The sequence below is a fragment of the Rhizobium indigoferae genome, from assembly GCF_034554815.1.
Taxonomy (GTDB): Bacteria; Pseudomonadota; Alphaproteobacteria; order Rhizobiales; family Rhizobiaceae; genus Rhizobium; species Rhizobium leguminosarum.
Genome location: NZ_CP140635.1, coordinates 485,418 through 503,879 on the forward strand (window position 1 = coordinate 485,418; position 18,462 = coordinate 503,879).

Genomic DNA, 18,462 nt, shown 5'->3' on the forward strand with positions numbered 1-18,462 from the left:
TGAGGATGACTCTGCTTCTACCCTGCTTTCCTAGCAGTGCAAGATGGCAGGATTCATTCCGCCGGAATTTGCTTTGCCGCTCCGGCCGAATGCCGGTCGGTCATCGTCCGCTTGAAGGCGAGCAAGAGGTGCCGGAGCTCCGGTTCACGCACACGCCCGGCCGCCTCGTCGAACGAGACCCATTCAATGCGGCGCTCGCCTTTTTCCTTGAAGTTCTTTGCCATGTCGGTGACTTCGAGCGCATAGACCTGCACCTTGCAGATCACCTGTACCCCGTCGCGCAGCACCTTCGAATAGCTGTAGGCGCCAAGCGTTTCCTTTTCGACTACGCCGCGGACGCCGGCTTCCTCGAAGGCCTCCTGCATCGCGACCTCATGGGCGCATTTGCGCGTCATCGGCCAGCCCTTGGGAATGACCCAGCGGCCGGTGTCGCGGCTCGTCATCAACAGCACCTCGACCTCGCCGCTCTTCTTCTTTACCCGGTAGCAGAGCGCACCATATTGCTGTCGCGGCGGGCGCCGGAACATCAGTTGCACATCGGAAGCCAGTCGGGCGAAAAGAGTCAATGGTCGGGTCACCTTCACAGTCGTCGTTAGGAATCACTCATATACGTATATCACGGAAAGCTTACGCAATTCAAAAAGGCGCAGCACGACTCGAAACGCGATTTGATCGCCGTTCATAGGGGAAATCGAGGTGGGACAGGTTCGGAAAATCCGTCACACCCTGTCTCGAATGCGTCACATTGCACAGCTGTACAATATGGCGTGATCTTGCCTTTCGTTCAATGGCGAGATTTAGTGATCCACTATGATCTGGTGAATGTCGTCCTCATGCGTCTTCCATCGCTCAATGCCATCCGCGCCTTCGAGGCCGTCTGCCGTCATGGCAGTATTCTGAAGGCTGCCGAAGAGCTGAATGTGGTGCGCGGCGCCGTACGCCAGCAGATCGCCACGCTGGAGAATCACTTCGGCCGCAAGCTCTTCACACGTGACGGCCGCAGGCTCGTCCCGACCCTGCAGGCTCGGGCCTTTGCCGAAGCTTCGGCTGCGGCTTTCGACATCCTGCAGCGTGCTGCTTTTGAGCTCGACGGGACTGCGGCGAACCGCATCCGTCTCGGCGTGCCCTCCGCCTTCGCAGTCTGGTGGCTGATGCCGCGTGTCGCAGCGATGCAGGCAAGTCTCGGCGACACGGTCGACATCGTGCCGATGACCATCGTCGAACCGTTGCAGATGCACCCAGAATTGGACGCTGTGATCATGGGCGGTGAATATCGCCCTGCCGCGGGCATCACTGCCCTGCGATTCATGGAGGACGAGTTCGGCCCGGTCGCCACGCCTTCGCTTGCCGCGACACTATCGCGCGACCCGGTGGCGATGGGCGTGCTGACGATGCTCGCCAGCCGCAGCGTTCCGAAGCTCTGGGACGAATGGTTTGCCGAAAGCGGCACGCCGCCGGTCGTCTTTTCCCGCGCCCAAGAATTCGAGGATCTGCTGCTGGCCCTGGCTGCCGCCCGCTCCGGGATAGGCATCGCACTTGCCCCGCGTGCCTCGATCGAGGACGATCTCAAGCGCGGGCATCTGGTCGCGCCCTACGGCTTCATTTCCCGGCCATCGGGTTACAGCTTCTGCTGCCGCATGCCGGATGCGAAACGGCCAGCCTTCGCGGCCCTGTCCGGTTGGCTGCTTCGTTGCGGGACACCGGCCTGAAAGGGCAGATTTTCTGCCCCTTCGCCAGAATTACTCCCATATCGGCCGCCTCGTCGCTCCGCTAAAGCAATTCCAGCAAAAGTGTGCAGCGGTTTTGCGTCCGGAATTGCGCAAACTCCAGAAACCGCACGAACATGGAATTGGGAAGAGCGATGATGGAAAAGAGCGCAACCCGCATCGACTGGATCGGCAACAGCTGCCGGCTGCTCAAGGCGACGGCCGCCGAATTCGAGCGGACGCGTCCTTTCGAGGGCCTGTCGATCGGCACCGGCATTCATCTGGAGCCGAAGACGGTGGCGCTGCTAACGACGCTTCGCGCCGGCGGCGCGCGTCTTGTCTGCACGGGCAATCTCAACAGCACCCAGCCTTCGACAGTCGAGTTCCTGCGCTCGCAGGGCATCACGGTTTTCGCGACGCAGACGACGGATCCGGCCGCTCACAATCAGAACCTCGAAGCGGTCATTGCCGAAAAGCCGGATCTGCTGCTCGACAATGGCGGTGATCTCTTCGCCATCGCGGCGGAAAAACCCTACGCCAATCTCCGCGGCGGCACCGAGGAGACCACCTCGGGCCGTACGCGCTTGCTGCCGCTGCGAGAGCGCCTGAACCTACCGATCCTCGTCATCAACGACAGCCCGATCAAGCAATTCGCCGAAAACAGGCATGCCGTCGGCCAGAGCCTGTTCGAAAGCTATCTGCGCTTCACCAATCGCTCCACCAACGGCAAACGCGTGACGGTGTTCGGCTACGGTGCCTGCGGCAAGGGCACGGCCGCCTGCTTCCGCAATGCCTTTTCCACCGTCAGTGTCGTCGATATCGATCCAGTGACGACGCTCGAAGCCCATCTCGATGGTTTCGTCACGCCGCTGCGCGACGCGGCGATCCGCTCGGCCGATATCATCGTCACCGTCACAGGTTTTGCCGGTATCGTGACGGCAGCCGACCTGCCGCTCGTCAAGGACGGCGCGATCCTGATGAACGGCGGCCATTTCCCGCATGAGATCGATGTCGAAGCCTTCCGCCGCCATCCCGATGTCACCGGCATCGACCGCTACGAGGCCGACCATATCGAGACCTTCCATCTCCGCGACCGCCGTTCCTTCCATGTGCTGGGTGGCGGCCACATGGCCAATCTCGCCGGCCCGCGGCCGCTCGGCAATACGGTCGAGTCGATGGATCTCGGCTTCACCCTTCAGGCCCGCTGTCTGGAACGTATCGCCAGGGGCGAAGCCGGTCCCCAATCCTGCCTCGTGCCTGTGCCCGCCGATATTGATGCGTTGGTGGCAAACGCCTACCTCGATCTGGCGCGCTAATTCCGCCGACGGATTGAGATCAGTCGATCTCGACGACGAGCTTCCCGTCTGCCTGCCGGTCTTCGATCAGCCGATGTGCCTGATCTGTATCGGCAAGGGTGAAGCGGCGCGGGTCGAGCTTCGGCATCACCTTGCCGGCTTCGACGAGCTTCGTCATCTCCCCCATGATCTCACCGTGATGGGCGCGTCCTTCGGCGGTCAGAAGCGGCAGCAGCGTGAAGACGCCGGAATAGGTGGCGGCCTTGAAGGACAGCGGCGCCAGCGCATGGCTTCCCCAGCCAAGGCAGCTCACGACGTGGCCGAACTGGCTGACGGCTCGGAATGCCGTATCGAGCCCCTGGCCGCCGACCGTATCGTAGACCAGATCGAAACCCTTGCCGCCGGTGTGTCTTGCGACATAGGTTTCAACCGTTTCCGCGTCACGATCGATCGGTGTTGCGCCAAGGCCGGCGAGATAATCCGTTTTCGAAGCGCCGTCGACCACATAGACCTCGGCTCGGGCAGCCTTGGCGATCTGCGCGACGATATGGCCGACACCGCCGCCGCCAATCACGAGAACCTTCTGGCCGGCCTTGACCCCGGCGCGGTCGACCAACCCTTCCCAGGCGGTGATTGAGATCAGCGGCAGGGCGGCTGCCTCGCGCATCGACAGGTTCTGCGGCTTCAGCGCCAGCAGCCCGGCGTCGACAGCTGCAAATTGGGCAAGCGATCCCTGAATGCCGCCGACCCCGCCGGTCATGCCGTAGACCGCGTCGCCGCGGCGGAAACCGCTGACGCCAGTTCCGATCTCTTCGACGACACCGGCCATATCGATGCCGACAATGGCGGGAAGCGGATGGCGGGCATGGGCCGCGTTGCCGGCCCGGATCTTGAGATCGATCGGATTGACGCCGCTTGCCTTAATGCGCACCAGAACTTGGCCTTCGCCGGGCACCGGCTTTGCAATATCGGCGATGCGCAATGGCGAATTCGGCATTTGCGCCAGCAGCGCTTTCATCGTTGATTCTACAGGCATGGAACTCTCCTTCGTTCGCGGTGCGGCGTCTACAAGGGCACCGCAATTGGCGTGGAAGAAAGATGGTTCATTGAAACGCGAATGAAAATGAAAGATAACGACTGAAGGCCATGCATTTTTGTTTGACGGAACGAGCGATGGAATGGAGCGACCTCAAGCTGTTTCTGGCCATCGCCCGGTTCGGCACGCTGGGGGCAGCAGCCCGCAGCCTCGGGCTGACGCAGCCGACGATGGGCAGGCGGCTGCGTGTCCTTGAAGCCTCTCTCGGCCAGACGCTTTTTCAGCGCACGGCCGATGGCTTCGTGCTGACCGACGAAGGCACAGCGGTGTTCGCCGGCGCTGAACGCATCGAGGAGGAGGCGCTCGCCATGGAGCGCGTCCTTGCCGGCGGCAGCCGTCAGCTCGATGGATTTCTCAGGCTATCCTCATCCGACTGGTTCGGCGCGCATGTGCTTTCGCCGGTGCTGGCGGAATTCTCACAAGTCCATCCGAAGGTAGAGATCGAATTGCTGACCGACAGCCGGCTTCTCAACCTGTCGCGACGCGAAGCCGACCTCGTCTTCCGCATCCGACCTTTCACGGAAGCGGAGATCATATCGCGCAAGCTCATCCATATCGAATACGGCCTTTACATCAGACGCGGCGCGCAGCACCCCGAGGCCGGCGACGGCACGGGCGCCCGCCTCATCACCATGGACGAGGCTTTTGGCGACATGCCGGATCTCGGCTGGCTGCAACGCCTGTTGCCGCGGGCCGACATCGTCATGCGCAGCAACAGCCGCGACGTGCAGGCGGCGCTCTGTGCCAATGGAGCCGGGCTCGCCGTCCTGCCGCGGCCGCTCGGCGATTCGCATGCCGCCATCGAACTGGTCGATCTCGGCGAACCGCCGCCGGGCCGCGATACCTGGGTCGGCTATCACCGCGACATGAAGCGCCTGGCGCGGCTGCGCGCCCTGCTGGATCTCGTCATCGAGAGATTGGCGCGCTGAACCGGCGCTGCCATCAGCGCTCCCAATAGGGGACGGGGCCGTAAAGCTCTGCCAGATAGTCGATGAACAGCCGCACCTTGGCCGGCAGGAACTGCCGGCTGGGATAGACGGCCGACAGCGCGACATTGTGCGAGCCCTCATAGGCCGGCAGCACCTGCACCAGCCGGCCTGCCTTGAGCTCTTCGCCGATATCCCAGGTGGAGCGCAACGCGATCCCGAGGCCGGCGATGACAGCCTCGCGGATCACCTCGCTGGAATTGGTGATCAGCATGCCTTCCGGCCTGAGACTCAGCGCCCCGTCCGGCCCGTTCAGCCGCCAGGTGTCGTTATTGTGGGCCGGCAGGCAGCGGTGGTGTTTCAGCTCTTCGATATGCTTCGGCTCGCCATGCGCTGCCAGGTAGTCCGGTGAAGCGCAGAGCAGCCGGCGTACCGGCGCCAGACGGCGGGCGACGAGGCTCGAATCGGTGAGTTCGGCGATGCGGATCGCCAGATCGAAGCCGCCGCCGACGATGTCGCTGAATTCGTCGGTCAGCACCAGGTTGATCGCAAGCTCCGGATGCGCCTCCATGAAATCTTTCAGATGCGGCGCGATATGCATGCGCCCGAAGGAGGTCGGAGCCGAGATCTTCAGCGTGCCGTGCATCTGCGCCGAGCGGCCTGAGATATAAAATTCTGCCTCCTCCAGCCCGGCGAGAATGCCGAGAACGCGGTCGTAGAAGCCCTGTCCGGCTTCCGTCAGCGAGATCTGCCGCGTCGTGCGCTGTAAAAGCCGGGTACCCAGCCGGTCTTCCAGCCGCTTGATCCGTTTGGAGACGACGGCTGGGGAAAAGCCGAGCGCACGCCCGGCGAGCGACATGCTGCCTGTCGCAACGACCTTGGCAAAGATTTCGAGATCACCCAGATTGGTCATAAGGTTTTGTGACTTTTTCCCCTTTTGGCATAAGTGCTTAGCATTTGCGCCACTTTCGGGAAAGTGCTAAGCCGGTCTATCGGCGGCAGGGAGGTTCGCGGCCGGTTTCCGCTGTCATCTTCCCGCTGCCATTCCCCCTCGTCAGGGCCAGGGAGAGCGCCATGTCCGACGCCATTTCGTTTCTCAGCCCCCGCGCCGACGTGCTGGCGCGCCGAGCCCAGATCGTTGCCGATCTGACCGATCTTCTGCCGCCGGAATGCCTGGTGCATGAGGCGCGCGAGCTGGTACCGTTCGAGACCGACGCCTTTGTGTCCTATCGTCGCCTGCCGCTCGCCGTTGCCCTGCCGCGCACCACGGCTGAGGTTTCGGCCGTCATGCGTTATTGCCATCGCTACGGCATTCCCGTCGTGCCGCGCGGCGCCGGCACCTCGCTCTCCGGCGGCGCCATCCCGCAGGAGGATGCCGTCGTGCTCGGCCTGTCGAAGATGAACAGCATCCTCGAAATCGATTTGCCGAACCGCGTCGCCGTGGTCCAGGCCGGCGTGACCAATCTCAATATTTCCGAATCCGTCTCCGCGGACGGCTTTTTCTATGCGCCTGATCCGAGTTCGCAGCTTGCCTGCACCATCGGCGGCAATATCGGCATGAATTCCGGCGGCGCTCACTGTCTGAAATATGGCGTCACCACCAACAATCTGCTCGGCGTCAGGATGGTGCTGGTCGACGGCACGGTGATCGAGCTTGGCGGCAAGGCGCTGGATGCGGCAGGCTACGATCTGCTCGGCCTCGTCTGCGGCCATGAAGGCCAGCTCGGCATCGTCACCGAGGCGACGGTGCGGTTGATCGCCAAGCCGGAAGGCGCGCGCCCCGTGCTCTTCGGCTTCGAGAACTCGGAAGAGGCCGGCGCCTGCGTTGCCGATGTCATTGCCGCCGGCATCATCCCGGTGGCGATCGAATTCATGGACAAGCCGGCGATCGAGATCTGCGAAGCCTTCGCCCATGCCGGATACCCCCTCGATGTCGGTGCGCTTTTGATCGTCGAGGTCGAGGGGTCAGAAGCGGAGATGGACGCCACGCTGAAGGACATCGTCGAGATCGCCCGCCGGCATGCTGTCAAGACCGTGCGCGAATGCCAGTCGGCCACCGAGGCGGCATTGATCTGGAAGGGCCGCAAATCCGCCTTTGGCGCCACCGGCCGCATCGCCGACTATATCTGCATGGATGGCACCGTGCCGCTCAGCCAGCTCTCCCACGTGCTGAAAAGAACCGCCGAGATCATTGATCATTACGGCCTGCGCGTCGCCAACGTCTTCCATGCCGGCGACGGCAATATGCACCCGCTGATCCTCTTCAACGCCAACGATCCCGAGGATGCCGCCCGTGCCGAGGCGGCCGGCAACGATATTCTGAGGCTCTGCGTCGATGCCGGCGGCTGCCTCACCGGCGAACATGGCGTCGGCATCGAGAAGCGCGACCTGATGCGTCACCAATATTCGGAGACCGACCTCGCCCAGCAGATGGCAGCGCGTGCCGCCTTCGATCCGGGCTGGCTCCTCAATCCGTCGAAAGTCTTTCCGCTCGAAGGGCGCCCCGCTGCATGATCGATCTGATGCCGACGAGCGAGGAAGAGGCAGCAGGGATCGTCCGCACCCATGCGCAGAGCGGCCGGCCGCTCGTGATCTGCGGCGGCAATACCCGCTCGGGCTTCGGCAATGCCGTTGCTGCCGAGGACCGGCTGCGCTCGACCGGGCTTACCGGCATCGTCGCCTATAATCCCGGCGAAATGGTCATGACGGTCCGATCCGGCACGCCACTTGCCGAGGTCGAAGCGGCACTTCAGGAAAGTGGCCAGATGCTCGCCTTCGAGCCGATGGATCATGGCCCTGTGATGGGCACATCCGGTGAGCCGACCATCGGCGGCGTCTTCGCTGCCAATGTCTCCGGTCCGCGCCGGCTGATCGCGGGTGCTGCCCGCGACAGCCTGCTCGGGGTGCGCTTCTTCAACGGCAAGGGTGAGATCATCAAGGCCGGCGGCCGAGTGATGAAGAATGTCACCGGCCTCGATCTCGTCAAGCTGGTTGCTGGCTCGCATGGCACGTTGGGTTTCCTCACCGAAGTCACCTTCCGTGTGCCGCCGCGCCCGAAGACGGAGCGGACGGTGGTGCTGTCCGGCCTCAACGACGCCGAGGCGGCAAACGCCATGGCGGCGGCGATGGCGCTGCCGGTCGAAGTCTCGGGTGCCGCGCATCTGCCCTTGACGGTGACGTGGAAATTCCTCGCCGGCAAATTGCCCGAGGGCGAGGCGACGGTTCTGCGCATCGAAGGCCTGCCGGGCTCGGTCGACGTACGCATCGAAAAGCTTGCCGCGGCAATGTCGGCCTTCGCCACGGTCACGCGGCTGGAGCAGCCGGAAAGTCATAAACTCTGGCAGGAAATTCGTGACGTGCTGCCTTATGCCGACGGCACGGCGCGGCCGGTCTGGCGCGTCTCGGTCGCCCCCGGCACCGGCCATCAGTTGGTCGCCGCACTCCGCCTCGAAGCCGCCGTCGACGCCTTCTACGACTGGCAGGGTGGTCTTGTCTGGATGCGCATGGAGGCAGGCCCAGAAGCCGAACTGGTTCGTCGCTATACCAAGGCGCTCGGCGGCGGCCATGCGACGCTGATCCGTGCATCGGATGAGGCGAGGGCGGTCACATCAGCCTTCCATCCCGAGCCCGAGGCGGTGGTGATGCTGTCACGGCGGGTGAAGGAAAAGTTCGATCCGGCCGGCATATTCAATCCGGGGAAGATGGGGTGAGGGACAAGATGGATCCGTGTCTCCCTATCTCCAGCAAAACCTCCAATACCCGTGGGGGATCCCGCTAGATGCAAACCAACTTCACCCTGACCCAGCTCCTCGATCCCGATGTCGCCGAATCCGAGCAGATCCTGCGCAAATGTGTCCATTGCGGTTTCTGCACCGCCACCTGTCCCACCTATGTGACCCTCGGCAACGAGCTCGACAGCCCGCGCGGCCGCATCTACCTGATCAAGGATATGCTGGAAAACGGCCGCCCCGCCGATACCGAGGTCGTCACCCATATCGACCGCTGTCTTTCCTGCCTTGCCTGCGTCACCACCTGTCCCTCCGGCGTCGATTACATGCATCTGGTCGATCACGCCCGCGCCCATATCGAAAAGACCTACAAGCGCCCGTTCATGAACCGGCTAACGCGCGCCATCCTTGCCGCCGTGCTGCCCTATCCCGGCCGCTTCCGCCTGGCGCTCAATCTCGCCCGCCTCGGCCGGCCCTTCGCCGGTCTGATGCGGGGTGGCGCGCTGAAACCCTTCGCTGCCATGCTGGCACTTGCGCCGCGCCGCATCCCCGCCGCTTCGGACTTCGCAAAACCCGGTACGCATCGGCCCGAAACGGAACGGCGCGGCCGAGTGGCGATCCTTTCCGGCTGCGCCCAGCCGGTGCTCGATCCCGGCATCAACGCGGCGGCGATCCGGCTGTTGACGCGGCTCCGCGTTGAGGTCGTGGTGCCGGAAGGCGAGGTCTGCTGCGGCTCGCTGGTCCATCACATGGGTCGCGCCGAACAGGCGCTCGAAAGCGCGCGCGCCAATGTCGATATCTGGACGCGCGAGATCGAGGGGCAGGGACTCGATGCGATCATCATCACCGCCTCGGGCTGCGGCACGACGATCAAGGATTACGGCCACATGCTGCGCCTCGACCCCGCCTATGCTGCAAAGGCGGCCAGGGTCTCGGCGCTGGCCAAGGACGTCACCGAATATCTGACAACCCTCGACCTGCCGGCACACATGCCGAACGGTATCACGGTCGCTTATCATTCCGCCTGTTCGATGCAGCACGGGCAACGAATCACGCTTGCGCCGAAGCAATTGCTGAAAGCGGCGGGCTTTACGGTGCGCGATCCCGCCGAAGGTCATCTTTGCTGCGGCTCTGCCGGCACCTACAACATCATGCAGCCGGAGATCTCGGCTGCGCTGAAGGCACGCAAGGTCAAAAATATCGAGGCCACCAAGGCCGATGTCATCGCCACCGGCAATATCGGCTGCATCACCCAGATCGCTACCGGCACCGGCATTCCGATCCTGCATACGGTCGAACTGCTCGATTGGGCCTACGGCGGCGCTGTGCCGGAAAAATTAACAGGTTTGCCGTTAGGCTGAAGCTTGCGAAGGCCCGTCGGGCCGGTCTCGGGAGTTTAGACGATGTGGCGGGGAATGATTGTGCTTGCGGGACTGCTCAGTGCGGCAGGCACCGCCCATGCAAATAGCCGTTATTTCTGTTCCGCCGATGACAAGGAAGCACGCTTCACGCTCGAAAGCGGTTTCGAAAGCGATGCCGGCCACAAGCTGAACCATTTCCGCGGCGCGTTGATCGTCAAGGATGAGGCCCAATCGACAGTATTCGGAAAGCGTGTTTTCGAATCGCAGCACCTGACCAACCACTGGTCGCGCGACGGCGAACTGCTTATGGAGGTCTTTGACGGCGGCGGCGACGATACCGACGGAGCAACGCTGGATCTGGTGGTCGTCGCCGGTGAGCGCGGCAAGCCGTCGGCAAATTTCAGCGGCACCTATTCCCTGACGATCGAAGGCGGTGAAAAACCCTATGCCGTCGAGGGCAAGGTCAGCTGCGGCACGAAATAGCACCGCAGCCGAAATTTATTTACCAGTGGAACGATACGCCGACGTTGACGGCATTCGTGAAGATGTTGGTCTTCAGGTCCACGCCGCTGTCGATCGGAACGTCGATGCGCGAATAAGTGCCCTTGTATTCGACGAAGGTCGACCAGCGCTCGGTCACCTTGAAGTCGACGCCGGCCTGGGCCTGCAGCGTCACGCCGCCGAATTCATAAGCCCAGGTCTTGCCCTCGGGGCGAATCACTTCGACATGCGGAATGTTCACGCCGATACCGGCGCCGAGATAGGGGGTCCAGCGGCGTGTCGGATCCTGGAAACGGTAGAGACCGTTCACCGTGATGAGGTTCAGGCCGTCGGTGAATTCGAAATGCGACCAGCCGGTCTTGGCCAGCGTATCGTCGTCGGCATAGACCTTGTCATGGGTATAATCGAGCGAGATACCCCAGTTCGGCTTGTTGAAGTTCTCGAGCCACCAGGTGACGCGGCCGCCGTAATAAGGCGGGCTGCCGAAGGACTTGCCTTCCCAGCCGGCGGTGAAGTGCGTGCCGTCGGAAAGATCGACGCCGCTATGCGGCGCGGTCTGGTAGCCGCCGTAGATGGAGAATTGCAGATCTTCCGCCGAGGCGGAAACTGCCGAACAGATTGTGAAAAACGCGATGCCCGCAAGTACGGAAGCGGAGGAACGCAGCGCATATGTCATTGAATAGCCCCGATATTGCAAATGTGTCGACTCTTAGGCAGGTTTGCCAGCTTTCGGCCTGAAAGTCTAAGCAAAATAAAAGGCGCGTCAAAAAGCGCCTTTCGTTTTTTTTGAAAGTGTTGCTCAGCCGCCAAACATCGTGCGCAGCACGTCGATGCCCCGGTCCTCAAACGCCACATTGCCCTGCCGGTTGCCGGGGCCGATGACGATCACCTTGGTGCCGACAGGCGCGCGATCGTAGAGATGCGTCACATCCTCGTTCATCATCCGGATGCAGCCGGAAGACATGTTGAGGCCGATCGTCCAGGGCTGATTGGTGCCGTGAATACGGAAGATCGTGTCGCGGCCACCCTGGTAGAGATACATGGCGCGGGCGCCGAGCGGATTGTCCTCGCCGCCTTCCTGGAAAGCAGGAATCATGTGTCCTTTGGCGGCTTCGCGGCGGCGCATCTCTGCCGGCGGTGTCCAGGCGGGCCATTCAGCCTTGCGGCCGATCTTGACCACCCCCGACCAGCCGAAGCCGTCGCGGCCGACGCCGATGCCATAGCGGGTGGCGCGGTTGTTGCCCTCGACGAGGTAGAGATATTTGTTGTTGGTGTCGATGATGACGGTGCCGGCGGCTTCCGTCGTTACCAGGCGCACTTTTTTGCGCTTGAACTGCGGCTTCACGTATTTCGGCATCTGCGCCACGCGCACGATCTGCGCCGGGCGTCGTGCATTGTCGGACCCGGAGCCCGCGGGTGCAGCAAAGGCGGATGTAGACATCAAGGACAGGACAAGTCCGGCAGCAGCCAGACCCGGCATTAGTTTGATCATGATCGATTCCCCTCAAGCAAATCCGCCCGAAGCTACATGAACTTCTGCCCGATTCAAGATCGGCGTGGCCGGATACAGCAATTTTGGAGAAGGGGAGCAGGATGTTCTTGCGGCCCCTGCTGCATAATTGATCCTCAAATCGGAATCGACTTAAGGAAAAATTATGCAGCAATTTAAAGGGTCACAGCGCCCTTTGCGGCTCTCGAAAAGACGCGCGGCGCTGTAAGTATTGCGCCGCCGTTACATGACGATGACGCGGGTTCCCACACTGACGCGGTCGTAGAGGTCGATGACGTCTTCATTGCGCAGGCGAATGCAGCCGGAGGAGACGGCGCTGCCGATCGACCAGGGCGCGTTGGTGCCGTGGATGCGGTAAAGCGTCGAGCCGAGATACATGGCGCGCGCGCCGAGCGGGTTTTCCGCGCCGCCGTCCATGCGCGCCGGCAGGTAATGACCCTTGGCGGCTTCGCGGCTGATCATCTCGGAGGGCGGCGTCCAGTCCGGCCATTCGGTCTTGCGGGTGATCTTGTGGGCGCCCGCCCATTCGAAGCCCGGCTTGCCGACGCCGACGCCATAGCGGCGCGCCTTGCCGCCTTGCATCACCAGATAGAGGAAGCGGTTGTTGGTATCGATGACGATCGTGCCCGGCTTTTCCTGCGTGTCGTAGTCGACCATCTGCGGCAGGTATTGCGGTTCGATCGGATGGCGGATCGACGGGATGCCGGGATTGATCGCCGAAACGGTCTGCGGCGCGGCCTGCGGCGCCTGGCGCAGCACGCGACGCTGGAAAAGGCCGCGCTGCTGCTGGCGGACGACCGGCCGCTGATAGACGACGGGACGAACGGTGCCGCCGCCCAGCTGGTTGATCCAGGGCGCAGTCAGATCGGGGCTGAGCACGACGGGCGGGCGAGTGGCATAGCGGTCGTCTGCAAAGGCGGCCGTGGAGAAAATGCCGAAGAGGGCTGCGGCAAGAACAAGCTGTTTCATCATCGGACGAACTCTCTACAAATGACCGAAAATGCGCTGGCGGGACATGTCCGCCCGGGCGGAGATGTTCCGCCCGGCAAAGACGCTGCCACCCAATCCGCCAGCGAATGGTAAAGATCGATTCATGAAAAGCCGACCGTTGGGATAAACTTTTCGTCAGGGTTACCGTTCGGTTTGGAAAGACGGTTTGCAAATGGTAAAGCCGGAATCAAAGACCGGAGAACGAAGCGGACCCCCGCAGAATGAAGGATCATGAGCGCGACAGGCATCATCATCGGCGAGGACGGCAGGAGCCGCTGCCACTGGCACGCCAATCTGCCCGATTATCTCCGGTATCATGACGAGGAATGGGGCCGCCCCGTCACCGATGACATCCGCCTCTTCGAGAAGATCTGCCTCGAAGGTTTCCAGTCAGGCCTTTCCTGGCTGACGATCCTGCGCAAGCGGGAGAATTTCCGCGCCGCCTTCGCAGGTTTCGATTTCCACAAGGTCGCCCTTTTCGGCGAAGGGGATGTCGCTCGCTGCCTTGCCGATGCCGGCATCATCCGCCATCGCGGCAAGATCGTCTCGACCGTCAACAATGCCAAGCGTGCGATCGAGCTCAGGGACGAATTCGGCTCGCTCGCCCATTATTTCTGGCGCTACGAACCCGGCCATAACGAGCGGCCGGCGGTGGTCGACCGCGAGCATATTGTTGCCAATCCGACGACGCCGACATCCGTGGTCATTTCGAAGGATTTGAAGAAACGCGGCTGGACCTTTGTCGGCCCGACCACAGTTTATGCTTTCATGCAGGCGATGGGTCTCGTCAACGATCATCTGGAAGGTTGCTTCTGTCGGCCCGAGGTCGAGGCGATGCGCACCGCTCTGGTCCGCCCATGAAAGATCTATCCGTGAGAACAATCATCGCCGCCGCTGCCCTTTTCCTCCTGACTGCCTCCGCCATGGCGCAGACGCCGCAGCTCGATCCCGGCGAGAAGCTGGAGAAGCTGCAGTTCCCGGCCGTCACCATGCAGTTGAAGGGCTGGACGAAGTTCGGCAATAGCCATGTCTATACGCTGCCGGTGCGCGCCGGCCAGCATATGAAGATCAGTTTTTCCAGTAAGAGCAAATTTGCCTTCCTGGCGATTTTCGACCTGTCGAAACCGGATGACGAGGCCTTCTTCGGCACCGACGAGGACGGCATGAGCTTCGAGACAACGGTCAAGGAGAACGCCACCTGGCTGCTGCGCCCCTATTATTCCAAGGTCTCGCCGCGCCGTGGCCTCGGCGCTCCCTTCAGCATCCTGATCGAGCCGTTGGCGGCTGCCCCGCAGCAGCCGAAACCGGCCGCCGAGCCGGAGCGCCCGTCGCTGTTTCCAAAGGCGCCAGCCAAGCAGTGAGCCAAGAGCTACAAGCGCAGCTTGGCAGCTTATGAGAGCCGGTCGATCAGGTCGCGCAATTCGCCGAGGTGGTCGATCTTGCGGAAACGCGGCGCCTCTTTCGGCTCGTCCACATGTTCCAGCACCCAGGTCAGTTCGTGCGGCACGAAAACGCCGTAGCTGCCGGCGGCAATTGCCGGCACGATGTCCGATTTCAGCGAATTGCCGACCATCATCGCCCGCTCCGGCCCGTCGCCGACCTTGGCGAAGATGCGGCGATAGGTGACGGCCGTCTTGTCGGAGACGATCTCGATGGCGTCGAAGAAGTCGCCGAGCCCGGATTGGGCAAGCTTGCGCTCCTGATCGAAGAGATCGCCCTTGGTGATCATCACGAGCAGGTATTTGCCGGCAAGCGCTTCCAGCGTGTCGCGCACATGCGGCATGGTTTCGACGGGATGAGAGAGGAGCTCGCGGCCGGTATCGAGGATCTTGGCGATCACGCCGGCCGGAATCTTGCCCTCGGTGATTTCGATCGCCGTCTCGATCATCGACAGCGTGAAACCCTTTATGCCGAAGCCGTAGTGGCGAAGGTTCCGTTTCTCCGCTTCCAGCAGCCGTTCGGAAATCTTCGGTCCTTCGGCGAAATCGGCAAGAAGCCCGGTGAAATGCGCTTCCGTCAGTCGGTAATATTGTTCGTTCTGCCAGAGTGTATCATCGGCATCGAAGCCGATCGTGGTCAGTGGTCGCGTCGCCATATGCGCACCCTAGAGCATGATGCCGAAAAGTGTGAGCGGTTTTCGGACGACATCATGCTCTCACAATTTAACTTAGAACAGGATTCAGATTTTAGGCCGACCCGGCCTAAAATCATCCTGTTCCGGAAATATGGCCGGCAATCTATCGGATGCCTGTGTCGAGACAAGGGCATCCGCCTTTACAGCGCCGCGCGTCGGCGTTGAAAAGCGCCGCCGCCGCACTACATGACAATCGCCTCACCTTGCAGCCAGCCACGGCTGTGCCTGTCATATGCAGGCCAATAATCAAAAAATGAAGTTCAGCAGTTCGCAAGCCCCTCTTGCGGCAGACACAAAGGAATTTTTCGACCATGCGTTACAATCAACTCGGAAATACGGGACTTTTCGTCTCGGAAATCTGCCTGGGCACGATGACCTTCGGCGAAGCCAAACAAGGCAGTATGTGGGGCGCCATCGCCGACGTCGACCAGAATGCCGCCGACCGGATCGTCGAGCGCTCGCTTGCATCAGGCGTCAATTTCATCGACACGGCCGACGTCTATTCATCCGGCGAGTCCGAAAGGCTGCTCGGCCAGGCGCTGAAGAACCTCGACATCCCCCGCAAGGACGTCGTCATCGCCACCAAGGTCTACGGCGTCATGGGCGACAAGCCGAACGACCGCGGTGCCTCGCGCGGCCACATCATGGATTCCGTCGAGGCGAGCCTCAAGCGCCTGCAGACGGATCATATCGACCTCTATCAGATCCACGCGACCGATACGGTGACGCCGATCGAGGAGACGCTGCGCGCTCTTGACGATCTCGTTTCCCGCGGTCTGGTGCGTTATATCGGCGTCTCCAACTGGCAGGCCTGGCGCATTTCCAAGGCGCTCGGCCTCTCCGAACGCCGCGGCTTTGCCCGTTTTGAAACCGTGCAGGCCTATTACTCCATCGCCGGCCGCGATCTCGAGCGTGACATCGTGCCGATGATGCAGGAGGAAAAGCTCGGCCTGATGGTCTGGTCGCCGCTCGCCGGCGGTCTGCTCTCCGGCAAGTATGGTCCAGGCGCGCCCGGCAACGGCGAAGGCCGCCGCGCCAGTTTCGATTTCCCGCCCGTCGACAAGGACAAGGCCTGGGCCTGCGTTGCCGTCATGCGCGAAGTCGCCGAAAAGCACGGCGTCAGCGTCGCCACCGTGGCGCTCGCTTATATCCTCGCCAAGCCCTTCGTCACCACAGTGATCATCGGCGCCAAGCGTGTCGACCAGCTCGACCAGAACCTTGCCGCCGTCAAGCTGAAGCTCGATGAAGACGATATGAAAAAGCTCGACGAGGTGAGCGCGCTTGCGCCCGAGTATCCGGGCTGGATGCTGGCGCGACAGGGCGCCGGCCGCCGCCCGGCCGATTTCGAGCCGAAGGACTGACCTCGCCAACATAAGTCTTGGGGAACGCCGGACATTTCCGGCGTTCCCCTTTTCATCAACGATCGATTATTTGCCGTGGGCTTTGAGCCAGGCGTTCATCTCGGTGATCTCGGCTTCCTGCGCCTTGATGACGGCTTCGGCGAGCTTGCGGATAGCGGGATCTTTTCCATATTGCAGCTCGATCCTGGCCATATCGATCGCGCCCTGATGGTGCGGGATCATGCCGCGGACGAAATCCGCATCGGCATCGCCGCTATACTCGATCATCATATCCTTGTGCATCTTGGCGTTGGCCTCGCTGAAGGCGTGGCTTGCCGCATCGTGGTTGCCCATCGGCTTGCTCATATCCATGGGCATGTCTTCGGCAAGGACAGGAGCGGCAATGATGGCGAGCATTGCAGTGAGGGCGATGATTTTCAAAGACATGAGAGTTCCTTCCTCTGTCTGACAATAGGTTTGCTGGGCAGCTGGGCCACCCGATTGGAATGGATTGCTGTGGTGTCAGGACAGTCGGGGAGGCGGCGACTGCGGTGTCGGTTTGTTGTCATCGAGGGCGCGGGCAAGCGCCGGGACGGGATAGCCGAAGATGGACTTTCCGCTGGCCATGACCATCACCGCCGGTGGCAGCAGCAGACAGGCGGCGCAAAGCGGCATATGCGCGGAATTACCGGTGGCGCAAGGGTCTTTCAACGGATCGGCCTTATCAGCCCCCCCAGGCATATTCATGCCTGATATCTCATGGTGCATACTGCCGGTTTCGACGGCGACCGGTGCGTTCATCGACGCACATGTCGGACAGCCCGCCCATGCGGACATGGCGCTGTAGACCAGCCAGCCGAGAAACATCGTGATGAGGGCGAGCATGCGCATACTGTTTTATAGGCGAAGGCCGGGTGCAAGCCAAGCCGACCGGCGATCACATCCTGATCACTACAGCGTCCTTTGCGCGTCTTTTCAGACGCGCAAAGGACGCTGTAACACTTTCAATCCTCGCATCGTGCTTTCCGAAAATCGATTCCGATTTTCGGAAAGCACGATGGGCTAGGTGGCAATGACCTTGTGCTCGATCCGGTAATCCTTGCTCTCTTCGCCGAGCGGCGCCATCGGCCATGTCCAGCTAGCTTTTGCCGGTGGCGGCAAAACGCCATGCAGCAGGTCGGCCTCCTCATGTGTCTTGCCGTTGCGGTCGATGACGGCATAGGCGATATCGGTCACCAGGCAACTGCGGCAGGAAAGCCCGGAAAGCCCGGCCAGATGTGCCGCGATCAGCCTTTCCACCGTGTCTTCAGGCATTCGCCCGGCGTCAGCTTCATGGCGCCGTTTCACACCGCGACCGATCTGTGACAAGAGGTTGGCGGAAACCACCAGATCGAGATAGGGCACAGCGCGCAGGAAGCCGAGCGGTTCGGGCTCGCGGCCGGCGGCAAGTTCATCGTAGCCGGAGAGATCGCGCTCGATCAGCCGGACATTGCGATAGCCCTTGCCCGACAGCCACAGGCGCACGGAGGCGAGATGAACGAGATCGACCAGCACGACGGTGTCGAAATCTCGCGCCAGCACCCCGATCGGTACATCGCGCAACAGGCCGGAACCGAGCACGACGGCGGTCCGCTTCTGCCTGAGATCGGCGGTCGCCGCCAGGATTGCCTTCCGGCTCATCTCCTCATGTTCGGCCCAATCCCCGGCGCAGCGCCCAGCCCGCGACCAGAGATTGACGGAATAGCGGATGAACTTTCGATGCGGCTTGCCGGTCAGCGGCAAGGTCGCGGCATAGAGAAGCGCCTCAGTGATCATGAGCATATCCGCATTTCTGATGGATGCCTCTTCGTTCAATCGATTCTCGCAGCCACATCA

The 18,462-nt window shown here is 62.0% G+C and carries 20 protein-coding genes; 10 read left to right on the forward strand and 10 right to left on the reverse strand.

The features are described 5' to 3' along the window. Positions 1–53: 53 nt before the first annotated feature. Positions 54–566, reverse strand: a complete 513-nt coding sequence (locus U5G49_RS02420) for an NUDIX hydrolase (RefSeq protein WP_193445737.1) — start codon at positions 564–566, stop codon at positions 54–56. Positions 567–800: 234 nt separating this feature from the next. Here U5G49_RS02420 and U5G49_RS02425 point away from each other — a divergent pair, with 234 nt between their 5' ends. After that, positions 801–1,709: a LysR substrate-binding domain-containing protein gene (locus tag U5G49_RS02425; protein ID WP_193445738.1), complete on the forward strand. Its 909-nt coding sequence runs from the start codon at positions 801–803 to the stop codon at positions 1,707–1,709. Between the two features lie 155 nt (positions 1,710–1,864). Next, the gene (locus tag U5G49_RS02430) at positions 1,865–3,022 is read left to right on the forward strand and encodes an adenosylhomocysteinase (RefSeq protein WP_193445794.1); all 1,158 of its coding nucleotides are present in this window, start codon (positions 1,865–1,867) and stop codon (positions 3,020–3,022) included. Between the two features lie 19 nt (positions 3,023–3,041). Here the strand turns inward: U5G49_RS02430 and U5G49_RS02435 are convergent, their stop codons facing one another. After that, positions 3,042–4,037, reverse strand: coding sequence for a zinc-dependent alcohol dehydrogenase family protein (locus tag U5G49_RS02435; RefSeq protein WP_193445739.1), 996 nt, complete (start codon positions 4,035–4,037; stop codon positions 3,042–3,044). 137 nt (positions 4,038–4,174) lie between these two features. Here U5G49_RS02435 and U5G49_RS02440 point away from each other — a divergent pair, with 137 nt between their 5' ends. After that, positions 4,175–5,026, forward strand: coding sequence for a LysR family transcriptional regulator (locus U5G49_RS02440; RefSeq protein ID WP_193445740.1), 852 nt, complete (start codon positions 4,175–4,177; stop codon positions 5,024–5,026). A gap of 13 nt (positions 5,027–5,039) precedes the next feature. Here U5G49_RS02440 and U5G49_RS02445 read toward each other — a convergent pair whose 3' ends face one another. Next, complete coding sequence (locus tag U5G49_RS02445) at positions 5,040–5,936, reverse strand: LysR family transcriptional regulator (RefSeq protein ID WP_193445741.1); 897 nt, start codon at positions 5,934–5,936, stop codon at positions 5,040–5,042. 161 nt (positions 5,937–6,097) lie between these two features. Between U5G49_RS02445 and U5G49_RS02450 the strand changes: the two genes are divergently transcribed. The 4 genes from U5G49_RS02450 (at position 6,098) to U5G49_RS02465 (ending at position 10,595) form a co-directional block, all read left to right on the forward strand. Beyond that, on the forward strand, positions 6,098–7,537 hold the full coding sequence (locus U5G49_RS02450; RefSeq protein ID WP_193445742.1) for an FAD-linked oxidase C-terminal domain-containing protein: 1,440 nt from the start codon (positions 6,098–6,100) through the stop codon (positions 7,535–7,537). After that, positions 7,534–8,733 carry a glycolate oxidase subunit GlcE gene (glcE, locus tag U5G49_RS02455; protein WP_193445743.1) on the forward strand — a complete coding sequence of 400 codons (1,200 nt, stop codon included), beginning with the start codon at positions 7,534–7,536 and terminating at the stop codon, positions 8,731–8,733. Before U5G49_RS02450 ends, glcE begins: the two co-directional genes overlap by 4 nt. A 68-nt stretch (positions 8,734–8,801) precedes the next feature. After that, complete coding sequence (gene glcF, locus U5G49_RS02460; protein ID WP_193445744.1) at positions 8,802–10,112, forward strand: glycolate oxidase subunit GlcF; 1,311 nt, start codon at positions 8,802–8,804, stop codon at positions 10,110–10,112. Between the two features lie 42 nt (positions 10,113–10,154). Beyond that, positions 10,155–10,595, forward strand: coding sequence for a hypothetical protein (locus U5G49_RS02465; protein ID WP_130715696.1), 441 nt, complete (start codon positions 10,155–10,157; stop codon positions 10,593–10,595). Between the two features lie 19 nt (positions 10,596–10,614). On the opposite strand, the gene U5G49_RS02470 is transcribed toward U5G49_RS02465, so the two are convergent. From U5G49_RS02470 to U5G49_RS02480, 3 genes are all read right to left on the reverse strand, one after another. After that, the gene (locus U5G49_RS02470) at positions 10,615–11,289 is read right to left on the reverse strand and encodes an outer membrane protein (protein ID WP_018244954.1); all 675 of its coding nucleotides are present in this window, start codon (positions 11,287–11,289) and stop codon (positions 10,615–10,617) included. 123 nt (positions 11,290–11,412) lie between these two features. Then, complete coding sequence (locus tag U5G49_RS02475) at positions 11,413–12,105, reverse strand: L,D-transpeptidase (protein ID WP_193445745.1); 693 nt, start codon at positions 12,103–12,105, stop codon at positions 11,413–11,415. A gap of 240 nt (positions 12,106–12,345) precedes the next feature. Beyond that, complete coding sequence (locus tag U5G49_RS02480) at positions 12,346–13,095, reverse strand: L,D-transpeptidase (protein ID WP_193445746.1); 750 nt, start codon at positions 13,093–13,095, stop codon at positions 12,346–12,348. A 249-nt stretch (positions 13,096–13,344) separates the two neighbouring features. On the opposite strand from U5G49_RS02480, the gene U5G49_RS02485 reads away from it, so the two are divergent. Together U5G49_RS02485 and U5G49_RS02490 are read left to right on the forward strand one after the other, a co-directional pair. Beyond that, a complete protein-coding gene (locus U5G49_RS02485; RefSeq protein ID WP_130715699.1) occupies positions 13,345–13,974 on the forward strand; it encodes a DNA-3-methyladenine glycosylase I in 630 nt (209 codons plus the stop codon). Then, positions 13,971–14,474: a hypothetical protein gene (locus U5G49_RS02490; protein ID WP_018449393.1), complete on the forward strand. Its 504-nt coding sequence runs from the start codon at positions 13,971–13,973 to the stop codon at positions 14,472–14,474. Before U5G49_RS02485 ends, U5G49_RS02490 begins: the two co-directional genes overlap by 4 nt. A gap of 29 nt (positions 14,475–14,503) precedes the next feature. Here the strand turns inward: U5G49_RS02490 and U5G49_RS02495 are convergent, their stop codons facing one another. Continuing rightward, the gene (locus U5G49_RS02495; RefSeq protein ID WP_018244959.1) at positions 14,504–15,208 is read right to left on the reverse strand and encodes an HAD family hydrolase; all 705 of its coding nucleotides are present in this window, start codon (positions 15,206–15,208) and stop codon (positions 14,504–14,506) included. Between the two features lie 350 nt (positions 15,209–15,558). On the opposite strand from U5G49_RS02495, the gene U5G49_RS02500 reads away from it, so the two are divergent. Continuing rightward, a complete protein-coding gene (locus U5G49_RS02500) occupies positions 15,559–16,608 on the forward strand; it encodes an aldo/keto reductase (protein ID WP_018449391.1) in 1,050 nt (349 codons plus the stop codon). Between the two features lie 66 nt (positions 16,609–16,674). Here the strand turns inward: U5G49_RS02500 and copM are convergent, their stop codons facing one another. The 3 genes from copM to U5G49_RS02515 form a co-directional block, all read right to left on the reverse strand. Continuing rightward, entirely contained in the window at positions 16,675–17,034 is a 360-nt protein-coding gene (gene copM, locus U5G49_RS02505; RefSeq protein WP_113542642.1) for a CopM family metallochaperone, read from the reverse strand. A gap of 75 nt (positions 17,035–17,109) precedes the next feature. After that, positions 17,110–17,478, reverse strand: coding sequence for a hypothetical protein (locus tag U5G49_RS02510; protein WP_193445747.1), 369 nt, complete (start codon positions 17,476–17,478; stop codon positions 17,110–17,112). A gap of 171 nt (positions 17,479–17,649) precedes the next feature. Next, entirely contained in the window at positions 17,650–18,408 is a 759-nt protein-coding gene (locus tag U5G49_RS02515) for a hypothetical protein (RefSeq protein ID WP_193445748.1), read from the reverse strand. Positions 18,409–18,462 lie beyond the last annotated feature (54 nt).